12 protein-coding genes are annotated in these 11,376 nt (G+C 67.5%); 8 read left to right on the forward strand and 4 right to left on the reverse strand.

Features of this window, described 5'->3' with window-relative positions; translation table 11 throughout:
* The first annotated feature begins 97 nt into the window (after nucleotides 1-97).
* The 6 genes from GOOTI_RS11950 (at nucleotide 98) to cofG (ending at nucleotide 7,165) form a co-directional block, all read left to right on the forward strand.
* The gene (locus GOOTI_RS11950) at nucleotides 98-1,927 is read left to right on the forward strand and encodes an ABC transporter family substrate-binding protein (protein ID WP_174299136.1); all 1,830 of its coding nucleotides are present in this window, start codon (nucleotides 98-100) and stop codon (nucleotides 1,925-1,927) included.
* Complete coding sequence (gene mshB / locus GOOTI_RS11955; protein WP_007238851.1) at nucleotides 1,912-2,841, forward strand: N-acetyl-1-D-myo-inositol-2-amino-2-deoxy-alpha-D-glucopyranoside deacetylase; 930 nt, start codon at nucleotides 1,912-1,914, stop codon at nucleotides 2,839-2,841. Before GOOTI_RS11950 ends, mshB begins: the two co-directional genes overlap by 16 nt.
* Entirely contained in the window at nucleotides 2,841-3,212 is a 372-nt protein-coding gene (locus GOOTI_RS11960) for a hypothetical protein (RefSeq protein ID WP_007238852.1), read from the forward strand. Before mshB ends, GOOTI_RS11960 begins: the two co-directional genes overlap by 1 nt.
* Nucleotides 3,213-3,279: 67 nt before the next feature.
* The gene (locus tag GOOTI_RS11965; RefSeq protein ID WP_039993995.1) at nucleotides 3,280-4,428 is read left to right on the forward strand and encodes an FO synthase; all 1,149 of its coding nucleotides are present in this window, start codon (nucleotides 3,280-3,282) and stop codon (nucleotides 4,426-4,428) included.
* 2 nt (nucleotides 4,429-4,430) lie between these two features.
* Nucleotides 4,431-5,921 carry a flavin-containing monooxygenase gene (locus GOOTI_RS11970; RefSeq protein WP_039993996.1) on the forward strand — a complete coding sequence of 497 codons (1,491 nt, stop codon included), beginning with the start codon at nucleotides 4,431-4,433 and terminating at the stop codon, nucleotides 5,919-5,921.
* A complete protein-coding gene (cofG, locus tag GOOTI_RS11975) occupies nucleotides 5,918-7,165 on the forward strand; it encodes a 7,8-didemethyl-8-hydroxy-5-deazariboflavin synthase CofG (protein WP_007238855.1) in 1,248 nt (415 codons plus the stop codon). The genes GOOTI_RS11970 and cofG overlap by 4 nt, the downstream gene beginning before the upstream one ends.
* 54 nt (nucleotides 7,166-7,219) lie before the next feature.
* On the opposite strand, the gene GOOTI_RS11980 is transcribed toward cofG, so the two are convergent.
* Both GOOTI_RS11980 and GOOTI_RS11985 read right to left on the reverse strand, forming a co-directional pair.
* Nucleotides 7,220-7,594, reverse strand: coding sequence for a rhodanese-like domain-containing protein (locus GOOTI_RS11980; protein ID WP_007238856.1), 375 nt, complete (start codon nucleotides 7,592-7,594; stop codon nucleotides 7,220-7,222).
* 37 nt (nucleotides 7,595-7,631) lie between these two features.
* Complete coding sequence (locus GOOTI_RS11985; RefSeq protein WP_007238857.1) at nucleotides 7,632-8,231, reverse strand: cupin domain-containing protein; 600 nt, start codon at nucleotides 8,229-8,231, stop codon at nucleotides 7,632-7,634.
* Between the two features lie 365 nt (nucleotides 8,232-8,596).
* Between GOOTI_RS11985 and fdxA the strand changes: the two genes are divergently transcribed.
* Both fdxA and dapC read left to right on the forward strand, forming a co-directional pair.
* Nucleotides 8,597-8,929 (forward strand): ferredoxin, encoded by a 333-nt coding sequence (gene fdxA, locus GOOTI_RS11990; protein ID WP_039994011.1) that lies wholly within the window; start codon nucleotides 8,597-8,599, stop codon nucleotides 8,927-8,929.
* Nucleotide 8,930: 1 nt separating this feature from the next.
* On the forward strand, nucleotides 8,931-10,058 hold the full coding sequence (gene dapC, locus GOOTI_RS11995; RefSeq protein ID WP_007238859.1) for a succinyldiaminopimelate transaminase: 1,128 nt from the start codon (nucleotides 8,931-8,933) through the stop codon (nucleotides 10,056-10,058).
* A gap of 79 nt (nucleotides 10,059-10,137) precedes the next feature.
* Here dapC and dapD read toward each other — a convergent pair whose 3' ends face one another.
* Nucleotides 10,138-11,106 carry a 2,3,4,5-tetrahydropyridine-2,6-dicarboxylate N-succinyltransferase gene (dapD, locus tag GOOTI_RS12000; protein ID WP_083835907.1) on the reverse strand — a complete coding sequence of 323 codons (969 nt, stop codon included), beginning with the start codon at nucleotides 11,104-11,106 and terminating at the stop codon, nucleotides 10,138-10,140.
* Between the two features lie 60 nt (nucleotides 11,107-11,166).
* Nucleotides 11,167-11,376, reverse strand: a 210-nt coding sequence (locus tag GOOTI_RS12005; RefSeq protein WP_007238861.1) for a hypothetical protein, incomplete at its 5' end; no start/stop codon positions are given.

Raw genomic sequence — 11,376 nt, forward strand, 5'->3', positions numbered from 1 at the left:
CAGCAGGTCTGTGTACGGACGCGGTGTCGTCGCTGGTCGCAGTCGCCTGCTTCTGGCCGTGCTCGGCGCTGTCGTCGCGCTGGTGACGGCGGGGTGCATGTCCGATCCGCCACCTCCGGTCCGTGAGACGGAGGTGCAGCAAACACCTGCGGAGTACCCGACGGAGAAGACGATCTACGTCGCAACCGACTCTGTCGGTGAGGGTTTCAACCCGCACCTGGCCGCCGACCAGAGCCCGGTGACCACTGCGATCGCCGCGATGACGTTGCCGAGTGCCTTCGAGCCGGTGCAGACACCCAACAGTGTCGTGTGGCAGCGTTCGGAGGCCCTGCTGACCTCGGCGGAGGTGACCTCGCAGGAGCCGTTCACCGTCACCTACAAGATCCACACCAACGCGCAGTGGTCCGACGGCCTGCCGGTCACCGGCGACGACTTCAGCTATCTGTGGCAACAGATGTCCCGCCAGCCCAATGTCGTCGCCCCGGCCGGCTACCGGTTGATCGACTCGGTCGAATCGAGCAGCGGCGGCAAGGTCGTCACGGTCAAGTTCGCGCGTGCATATCCGGCGTGGCGTGAGATGTTCACGTGGCTGCTGCCCAGCCACGTCCTCAAGGGCGCACCCGCGGGCTTCCAGACGGGTATGGACAGCGGGAAGCCCGTGTCGGCGGGTCCGTTCTCGGTGTTCTCCATCGACACCACCCGCGACGAGGTGCGCCTGATCCGCAACGACCGCTACTGGGTGAAGCCCTCGATCCTCGACCAGGTGGTCTTACGACGGGCTGGTACCGCGTCGCAGATGGTCGAATCCGTGCGGTCGGGTGACTCGTCGATCGCGACGCTGGGTACCGGGCCCGCCAGCAGTGCCGAGCTCGCCGCGGTCCCGGGGATCGCGACACAGCGCTCGGCGACGTCGCGGGCACTGGGCATCAGCGTCAACGCCCGTACCCCGGTCATGAACTCGGTGGCGGTGCGTCGGGCGATCCTGGGGATGATCGACCCGGCGGTCGTCACCTACGCGGGAGCCGGTGACCTCGTCGTACAGCCGTACGAGAACACAGTGTTCGCACCCTCCGACCCGGGATACTTCGCGGTCGATCGGCAACGTCCCAGTCCCGACCAGGTCGACGAGCTCCTCGCGTCGGCCGGTTATCGGCGCGGACCGGCCACCACGTCGACCACACCGTCTGCCGACTCGTCGTCGCCGGGACCCTCCCCGAACGGTTCGTCGGCGAGCACGCCCTCCTCGGCTACCTCCTCCTCGTCTGCCCCTTCCTCAGCTGCACCATCCGACGACCCGGCGTCGACCATGTCGGCTGTCCCCGAAGGTGTCGCGGGTTTCGAGAAGGACGGTCGCGACCTCGCGGTTCGTGTCGGCGCGATCAGCGGCGACGCGCGGTCGACCGCTGCTGCGGCCAACATCGTCGACCAACTTCGCAACGCGGGAGTGCGCGCTGCCGTCGTCTCGTTGCCCAACAACGAGCTCTACGGTGTCGCGCTCACCGACTCGAGGGTCGACATGGCCGTCGGGTGGACCGGCCTGGGCGTACCGCCTGCCGCGGCGCTGGCCTCCCAGGTCGATTGTGATCAACCCAAGCCGGGCACCGCACCGAGCCTGTCGACACCACCGACGCCCACCAGCGATGCTCCCGATCAACAGCAGTCGTCGACTCAGGACGTCTATGCGTCCAACCCTTCTGGCGTCTGCGATCCGGTGCTCATCGGACTCGCACGTGACGCATTGTCGTCGCAGGACCCGCTACCTCAGCTGACGGAGGCCGAACCGCTGCTCGCCGCGCAGTCGATCTATCTGCCGCTCTATCAGGACAGCATGATGGTGGGTGTGACACGCAAGGTGACCGACGTCCCGCTCTCGGGGCCGATACAGGTCTCGATCTTCGGTACGGCGAGTAGATGGAACATCTCGTGACAGAACACCTCGTGGCAGAACACCGTGCGGATCGTCGACTGTTGCTGCTGCACGCGCATCCCGACGACGAGACGATCATGACCGGCGGAACCATCGCGCGGTATCTCGCCGAAGGCGTCGACGTGCGCGTGCTGACGTTCACGCTCGGCGAGGAAGGCGAGGTGATCGGCGACGAGTGGGCGCAGTTGGTCGCCGACGGCGGTGCCGATCAGCTCGGCGGCTACCGCATCCGTGAACTGACAGACGCCCTCGCCGCGCTCTCGCCGGTGGGCTCGGATCCGCTGCGTCCCCGGTTCCTCGGCGGCGCGGGGCACTGGCGTGATTCGGGAATGGCAGGATCTCCGTCTGCCGAGCACCCCCGCGCACTCGCGCAGGCACTCTTCGACGACGTCGTGGCAACCCTGGCGGATGTGATCGCCGACTTCGACCCCCAGGTCCTGGTCACCTACGACATGGCAGGCACCTACGGTCATCCCGACCACAAGATGGTCCACACCGCGTCGATGGCGGCTATTCCGCTCGTCGAGGCACGCACAGGTCACGAGCTCGTCGTCTGGGAGTCGGTGACCGAACGCAGCGCTCTGCAGAAGGGGCTCGCCGCAGCGCAGAGCGTGCCCGCGGGATGGCGGATGCCCGAGTCCGGGGAGTTGCCGAGCTACCCCGACCACGAGATCGACGCCGAGATCGACATCACGACCGTGTACGACCACAAGGTCGCGGGCCTGCGTGCGCATGCCACCCAGGTGACCGTCGCGGCGTCGGGAACCGAGTACGCGTTGAGCAACAACATCCTGCAACCGATCATGGCTGCCGAGCACTTCGTGCTGCGGTCGCCGCGCGGTCGTGGTGCGCCGAGTCGACGGGCAACCGACCTGTTCACACCCATCCCGTTCAGCCCCGATGGAGATGTCTGATGCGCGTCGCCGACCGCGTTCTCCTCGGACTGCTGATCCTCGACGGACTGATCGTCGGCGTGCTCTCGGTCGGCTTCGTGTACCTGCGGATCGGGGGAACCGCGGTGCCGATCGCGGCTGTCCTCGCCGGCCTGCTCAACTGCGTGCTGCTGTGGCTGGCTGCGAAGTACACCGACGGCCCCCTGCGCTACGGCCCGCTGGTGGCGTGGCTGGTGGTACTGGTCGTCGCCGGGATGGGCGGTCCGGGTGGTGACGTGATGCTTACGCTGCAGGGCAGTACGACGCTGGCCACATCACTGCTGGTGATCATCGGGCTCGGTGCACCCGTCGCACTGTCCTGGTCGAGGAGACTTCCCGACGCCGAGGCGTGACGCGTCGACATCCGTGCGACCTGTAGCCGTCGGCGGGCGACGGTGCGTGGTCGTTAGAGTGTTCTGCATGGTGTTGCGCGCGTGGGCGAGTGACCGCCCCGCCCCAGGCGGATCGGTTCGGTCGGCGCTGGCTGCGTTGCGCACCGACCGGACCTCGCTCACCGATGCCGACTGGGCGGCGTTGCTCGGCGCCGACGGCGACGAACTGACTGAGCTGTGTACCCTTGCCGACGTCGCGCGCAGGGAGGCCACCGAACCCGACGTCATGACCTTTGTGGTCAACCGGAACCTCGAGACCGCGATGGTCGCCGCGCCGCAGGCCGACGTGTCGATCGACGACCTCGTGGCCGAGGCATGGGCGCTCGGCGCCACCGAGATCTGCATGCAGGGGCCGTTGCCGCGCAGCAGGGACGACGTCGATCCCGACGCCTACCTGAGCATCATCAGGCGAATTCGTGCCGCGGCACCGGGCATGCACCTGCACGCGTTCCGGCCACCGGAGATCGTCGACGCCGCGTCGCGCATGGGGATCGACGTCGCGGAGTTCCTCCGCCGCGCACGCGACGCCGGACTCGGGTCGGTACCCGGGACAGCGGCACAGATACTCGACGACGAGGTGCGCGCGGCACTGCATCCCGTCGGCACACCGCCGCCCGTGTCGGAGTGGGTCGACACCATCCGTGCCGCGCACGACGCACACCTGTTCTCCACCGCGACGCTGCTCTACGGACACGTCGAGACAGCCGGGCATGTGGTCGCGCACCTTCGGCTGCTCAACCGCATCGCCGACGAGACCGGCGGCTTCCACGAGCTGATCGTGATGCCACTGCTCCCGCAGAACGCGCCGCCACACCTTGCAGACGTCGCCACCGCGGAGGTGAGTCGCCGCGAGACCCGCGCGGTGCACGCGGTGGCCCGTCTGATGACCGTCGGACACATCGACCACCTGCAGGTCGCCTGGACGAAACTCGACCGCGACGTCGTCCTCGAGGTCCTCTCGGGTGGCGCCGACGACCTCGGCGGCCTGCTACTCGACGGCGAACTCTCGCCCGAATCCGGCCAGGAAGCCGGACGAACCCTGACCGTCGACGACGTCGTCGCCATCGCGGATGCGGTGGGGCGGGTGCCGCGTCAGCGCCGCACCGACTACGGAGATCCGCCCCCCGGGCAACGAACAGTGCTGCCGCAGAATGAGAATGCGCAGGCCTGCGGGTGACTATGGCGCCGTCGGTGTTCGCCACAGAGGTCGATATCGCGATCATCGGTGCCGGCTTTGCCGGTATCGGAATGGCCACGCGGCTCGCTCGGCGTGGACGCGAGTCGTTCGTCGTTCTCGAACGGGCCGGTGCCGTCGGGGGAACGTGGCGTGACAACACCTATCCGGGTATCGCATGCGACATCCCAGCTCACCTCTATTCGTACTCGTTCCGGCCGCCCGCCGACTGGTCGTCGGTGTATCCCAGCGGCGCCGAGATCCGGCGCTATCTCGAACGCACAGTCGCCGACGAGGGGTTCGGAGAGAGGGTTCGGCTGGGTTGCGAACTGCTCGATGCCTCATGGAACCCCGACACCGCACGCTGGGCACTGTCGACGTCGAATGGGGACATCACCTGCCGCGCCCTGGTCTTGGCGGTTGGGCGGCTCTCGGAAGCACGTATTCCCGACATCGAGGGACTCGACTCCTTCACCGGCGAGGTGGTCCACACCGCGGCGTGGCGTGACGACCTCCCGCTCGACGGTGCACGGATCGGTCTGGTGGGGACGGGCGCCTCGGCGGTGCAGATCGCCCCCCATCTCGCCGAGCAGGCAGACGAACTCGTGGTCTTCTGCCGGACGCCGCCATACGTGGTCCCGCGCGATGACCGTCGCTACACGGCGCGAGAGCGGGACGCGTATCTCGATCCCGTTGTGGCGCAAGATATTCGAGACCAGCTGCTTCGTGACGCCGACGTCGCGTTCCGACAGCGACAGGGCCTGCGGCCTGACATCGACGAGATCCGCGCACGTGCGCGCGCGCACCTGCACGCACAGGTCGACGACCCGGAGCTGCGCTCACTGCTGAGCCCGGAGTACGAGATCGGTTGCAAACGCATCCTGCTCAGTGACGACTTCTATCCGACGTTGGTCCGCGGCAACGTCGTCTTCGAACCCAGCGCACTCGACTCGGTCAGTGAATCGAAGGCGAGGGCCGCCAGTGGACGCTGTCACGACCTCGATCTTCTCGTGATGGCAACAGGATTCGAGGCGGCGCGCCCACCGGTCGCCACGCGCGTCACCGGTGCCAGGGGAGAGCGCCTCGACGCGCACTGGTCCGATGGCATGACGTCGTATGCGTCGACCACGGTCCACGGCTTTCCCAACATGTTCGTGCTCGACGGTCCCAACGCCGCGCTGGGACACAATTCCGCGATCTACATGATCGAGACCCAACTCGACTACGTCCTCGGTGCGCTCGACGTACTCGGCGACGGCGATGTCCGGTCGCTGGAGGTGTCCGCTGACGCCGAGGCCGCCTACACGGCCGAAATCGACGAACGTGCGTCGTCGACGGTGTGGCTGACCGGCTGCAACAGCTGGTACGTCGATCCCGTCAGTGGGCGACTCACCCTGCTCTGGCCCGGTACGGCCGTCTCGTTCCGCGAACGCAACGGTACGTTCGATGTCGGGCCGTATGTCGTCGAGACCAGCGAGGGGAGTGAACGCCGATGACGCAGTCGATGGCCGTTCGTGAAGCGCTCGATGCAGCAGGCTCGGGTGATCGCCTCGGTGTCGCCGAGGTCGCGGCGCTGCTCGCGGCGTCGGGTGACGATCTGACGGCGGTGGCAGCGGCGGCATCGGAACTGCGCGACGAGGGACTCGCCGAGGTGGGTCGAGACCGCCAGATCACCTACTCGCGCAAGGTCTTCGTGCCGCTGACCCGGTTGTGCCGCGACCGGTGCCACTACTGCACATTCGTCACCGTGCCCGGCAAGCTGGCACGAGCAGGTGAGGGGATGTTCCTCGAGATCGACCAGGTGCTGTCCATCGCCCGTCAGGGGGCGGCGCTCGGTTGCAAGGAGGCGCTGTTCACCCTCGGCGACCGACCCGAGGACCGCTGGCCGCAGGCAGGGGAATGGCTTGCAGCGCGCGGGTATTCGTCGACGCTCGACTATGTGCGGGCGGCGGCGGTCGCGGTCCTCGAGGACACCGGCCTGCTTCCGCATCTGAACCCGGGAGTGATGAGCGCCCACGAGATGTCGGTGCTTCGTCCGGTTGCCCCCTCGATGGGAATGATGCTCGAGACGACGTCGCGTCGACTGTTCACCGAGAAGGGCCAACCGCACTACGGCAGCCCGGACAAGGACCCGCTGGTGCGTCTCCAGGTGTTACGTGATGCCGGTGACCTACGCATACCGTTCACCACGGGCATCCTCGTCGGGATCGGTGAGAGTCTGACCGAACGCGCGGAATCGCTCCTCGCGCTCGCCGACATCGCACGCGCCGGTCACATCCAGGAAGTGATCGTGCAGAACTTCCGCGCCAAGCCCAACACCGCGATGCGCGGGACCCCGGACGCCGAGATGACCGAGTTTCTCGCGGCGGTGGCGACGGCGCGTCTGGTGCTCGGTCGGCAGATGCGGGTACAGGCACCACCGAATCTCGTCTCGCGAGAGGAGTGCGCCGCGCTCATCGCTTCGGGTATCGACGACTGGGGCGGGGTGTCGCCGTTGACCCCGGACCACGTCAACCCCGAGCGTCCGTGGCCCAACCTCACGACACTCGCCGAGATCACCGCGGAGTCGGAATACGTTCTCGCCGAGCGGATCACCGCCCAGCCACCGTACGTGCTCGATGCCGAGAACTGGATCGATCCATCGCTGACCGCGCACGTGGCGGCGCTCGCCGATCCGACCACCGGTCTCGCGGCCGATACCCGCCCGTCGGGACTGCCCTGGCCGGCAGCTGTCGCGTGAGCGTCCGGGTCGCGGCCCGGTGAGGGGAGGCCATCGCCCACCCGAGTCGTCGACTCAGTCGACAGGTCGCGCGGCGAGGATCGCCTGGTATCCGCCGACGACGTCGGTCGCGCGGTGCAGTCCAAGCTGTTGCAGCGTCGCGGCGGCCAGCGACGAGCTGTAGCCCTCCGAACACAAGACGATCCACCGCACGTCGTGGTCGACGGCCTCGGGGATGCGGGCGTCACTCGCCGGGTCGAGCCGCCACTCGAGCACGTTGCGTTCGAGCACCAGCGCTCCGGGGTATTCGCCCTCGGTGGCGCGCTGCGCCGCGGGACGTATGTCGACGAGCACACCACCGTTGTCGAGTTCTGTCGCGAGATCGACGGCGTCCACCCGGTCGAGGTTCTCGCGCGCGGTCAGCAGGAGGTCATTGATCGTCACGGCCACATCACAATGCTATTCGGGTCATTCGGCGCTGTTGAGGTCATTCGGGTTCGTCGGTGAGTTCGGTACGCGTGCGCCGTAACCGGCCGGTGTCGGTGACCTCGTAGAACGACATCGCCGTCAACGGCGGCGAGTAGGCGTGCACGCTGAGCGTCGGCCCTGGCTCGTGCACCGAACCGAGCCGCTGGGAGGTTGCGTGCGACTGATTGAGGCCGCGTAGCGGTGGCGCGCTCGCGTGGTGCTGGACGTCGTGCACCCAGCCGAGCGGAAACGAGGCCTGGTCGCCCGCCGACAAGATGCGCAGTGCGAGGTCGTTGCCGGTCCAGCGGTACTCGCGCAGCGCGCCCGACAACACGGTCAGCGCTCCGAGTGAGCCAGCGTGGTCGTGGAGGTCGGTGGAGCGGTCCGGGGTCCAGCTGATCAGCCAGAGGTCGAGGTCGTCGTCGGACTCCAATCGGGTGGACCAGCGTTCGACGGGATCCCAGCTCGTCGGAAGCAGATGGTTGTATCGGCCGTCGATCACGTCCGCGACGCCCTGGTCGGTGATGCGCAGCAGATCAGCGGGCCGGAGCCGGGTGGGTAGTGTGGCACTGGTCGGCCGCGTCGCGGCGCGGTGCACGGGATCGAGAGTCGAGGTCATGGGCACTCCGGACGAAGGTGATGGTCGGGCTCGCAAGCACAGGATGCGCCCGACTCATCTCCGACGGGAGGGTTGGCGTCACGCTGAACGCAACGGACGCTCCACGATCCGGTATGGCATTGAGCGTCGCGCCTCGTCGCGGAAACTGTGATCTTCGTCGTCTCGAGTGGCGCTGAGCGGGGGCGATGTGGGCTCCGGTGGTATCGGACAGATAAGGTTGAACCCGCGTGTGCTCCGCGCCTGTCTCGGGGGAGGCCGACGGTGCGCACGTCCGGCGCGATCAGCCCTCGCGCCAGGTCCGCCGCCTCGTCGCACACGCAGGCCAGAGCGGGCACACAAGCGGTAGAAGTGCGAAGAAGGAGAATGTGGTGACGTACATCATCGCGGAACCCTGCGTGGATGTGATGGACAGGGCCTGCGTCGAGGAGTGCCCTGTCGACTGCATCTACGAGGGTGGCCGCAGTCTGTACATCCAACCGGATGAGTGCGTGGACTGTGGTGCCTGCGAGCCGGTGTGTCCGGTGGAAGCGATCTTCTACGAGGACGACGTCCCCGACGAGTGGGAGCCCTACGTCAGCGCCAACGCCGACTTCTTCGACGACCTCGGCTCGCCGGGCGGTGCGAGCAAGGTCGGCAAGACCGACTACGACCCGCCGTTCGTCAAAGCTCTCCCGCCCATGAACGAGGGCGAGGACTGACTTGCACACGGCCCGTCGGGCACGTGTGAGTGAGGCGCTGCCCGACTTCCCGTGGGACTCGCTCGCGGAGGCGAAGGCGCGCGCCGCAGCCCACGAGGGCGGAATCGTCGACCTCTCGGTCGGTACCCCGGTCGATCCGGTCGACACGCTGATCCGCGAGGCGCTCGCTTCGGCGTCGGAGTTCCCCGGATACCCGGCGACAGTCGGGACCACGGACCTTCGCGAGGCTGCCGCCGAGGCGCTGGCCCGGCGCTACGGGGCGACCGGACTCGCCGAATCGTCGATTCTTCCGGTCATCGGTACCAAGGAAGCCATTGCGGGTCTGTCGTCGGCGCTCGGCATCGGCGCCGGTGACAACGTCGTGATCCCCGAGGTCGCGTACCCGACCTACGAGGTGAGTGCCCTGCTCGCGGGAGCGACGGTGACCCGAGCCGATTCGACGCTGCAGATCGGCCCGGTCATGGGCAGTTCTGCGCCTGCGCTCATGTTCATCAACTCGCCGTCGAATCCGACGGGCCGAGTGCTGGGCGTCGACCACCTGCGCAAGGTGGTGGCGTGGTGCCGTGAGCATGGCACGATCCTCGCTTCCGACGAGTGCTACCTCGGGCTGTCGTGGGACACCGAGGCCGTCTCCATCCTCGACCCGCGGGTCAGCGATGGCGATCACACCGGGCTGTTGGCGATCCACTCACTGTCGAAGATCTCCAACCTCGCGTCCTATCGTGCGGGCTTCTTCGCCGGCGACCACGATCTGATCGCCGAACTCCTTGCTGTGCGCAAACATTCGGGCATGATCGTGCCGTTCCCCATCCAGGCCGCCATGACCGCGGCGCTCTCCGACGACACGCACGTCGAGGCGCAGCGTGCCCGCTACCAGTTACGTCGCTCGCGATTGTTGCCCGCCGTACGCGACGCGGGTTTCCGCGTCGACGACTCGGAGGCGGGCCTGTACCTGTGGGCCACACGCGGTGAGGGCTGCCGCGACACCGTGGCGTGGCTCGCCGAGCGGGGAATCCTGGTAGCGCCGGGCGACTTCTACGGGCCTCTCGGTACGAACCATGTGCGCTTCGCACTCACCGCCACCGACGAGCGCATCGACGCCGCGGTGGAGCGGCTGACTGCCGCCTGACGCAGAAACACGCGCTTCCGACACCGGCACGCGACGCGTCGCTCGCAGGTGTCAGAAGCGCGTGTTTCAGCGCCGGATCTCAGTTGTTCTTGTGCAGCGCCTCGTTGAGCGCGATGCCGTCGCCCTTCCACGGCACCACCTCGACGGCCCCGGTGAGACTGTTGCGGCGGAACAGCAGGTTCGACTGACCGGAGAGTTCACGCGCCTTGATCGACGCGCCGTCGGGGCCGGTGACCTTGGTGCCCGCGGTCACGTAGAGGCCTGCCTCGATGACGCAGTCATCGCCAAGCGGGATGCCGCACCCGGAGTTCGCCCCGAGTAGGCACCGCTTACCCAGGGAGATGATCTCCTTGCCGCCGCCCGACAGCGTGCCCATCGTCGACGCTCCGCCACCGATGTCCGAGCCGTCGCCCACGACGACGCCCGCCGAGATACGGCCCTCCACCATCGACGAACCGAGCGTGCCCGCGTTGTAGTTGACGAAACCCTCGTGCATCACGGTCGTGCCGGGGGCGAGATGCGCACCGAGACGTACGCGATCGGCGTCGCCGATGCGCACTCCGCCGGGCGCGACGTAGTCGACCATGCGGGGGAACTTGTCGATGCTGAGCACCGTCACGTGGCCGCGGGCCCGCAGGCGTCGGCGAACCTTCTCGAAGCCCTCCACCGGGCAGGGGCCGAAGTTGGTCCACACGACGTTGGACAGCAGTCCGAAGATGCCTTCGAGATTCGCCTGGTGCGGCTCGATGAATCGATGCGACAACAGGTGCAGTCGCAGGTAGACGTCGTAGGCGTCCGTCGGTGCGGCGGACAGATCGGCGATCGAGGTGCGGACAGCGACGATCTTGACCCCGCGTGCCTCGTCGAGTCCGACCAGATCGTTGAGGTGGGTGGGGATCTCGTCGCCCTCGAGGATCTTGGTGTCGGCCAGATCAGGTGTTGCGAGTTCGGGGTCGGGGTACCAGACGTCGAGGACAACGCCGGGATCCGCCGACCCCCCGTTGGTCACCGTTGCGATGCCTGTTGCGTATGCGCCATTCGTCGTCACGGGCAGGAGTTTACCGGCGACCTCGTCCCGCAGGTGGGGAGGTCGCCGGTACTCACCCGCTCAGTGCTGGTGATACATGAGGTCGTATTCGGCGCGGTCGTGATCGCTGTTGACCGGAAAGAACGCACTGTGGTGCATCCGGTGACTCAACGTGACCAGTACCGCCGCGCTCGCCACGAAGGCGGCAACCATCACGACGCCCCAGACGATCCCCGCGGTGGGCTCGCCGGTGGCGAACATGGTCAGCGAGACCGCCAGCGACAAGAAGCC

The sequence above is a fragment of the Gordonia otitidis NBRC 100426 genome, from assembly GCF_000248075.1.
GTDB classification, from domain to species: domain Bacteria; phylum Actinomycetota; class Actinomycetes; order Mycobacteriales; family Mycobacteriaceae; genus Gordonia; species Gordonia otitidis.

Bases quoted from the DNA above. Each gene is read 5' to 3' on its own strand.
- GOOTI_RS11960 (WP_007238852.1), top strand. From the start codon at position 2,841: ATGCGCGTCGCCGACCGCGTTCTCCTCGGACTGCTGATCCTCGACGGA.
- GOOTI_RS11965 (WP_039993995.1), top strand. From the start codon at position 3,280: ATGGTGTTGCGCGCGTGGGCGAGTGACCGCCCCGCCCCAGGCGGATCG.
- cofG (WP_007238855.1), top strand. From the start codon at position 5,918: ATGACGCAGTCGATGGCCGTTCGTGAAGCGCTCGATGCAGCAGGCTCG.
- GOOTI_RS11950 (WP_174299136.1), top strand. From the start codon at position 98: ATGTCCGATCCGCCACCTCCGGTCCGTGAGACGGAGGTGCAGCAAACA.
- GOOTI_RS11970 (WP_039993996.1), top strand. From the start codon at position 4,431: ATGGCGCCGTCGGTGTTCGCCACAGAGGTCGATATCGCGATCATCGGT.
- mshB (WP_007238851.1), top strand. From the start codon at position 1,912: ATGGAACATCTCGTGACAGAACACCTCGTGGCAGAACACCGTGCGGAT.
- GOOTI_RS11985 (WP_007238857.1), bottom strand. From the start codon at position 8,231: ATGACCTCGACTCTCGATCCCGTGCACCGCGCCGCGACGCGGCCGACC.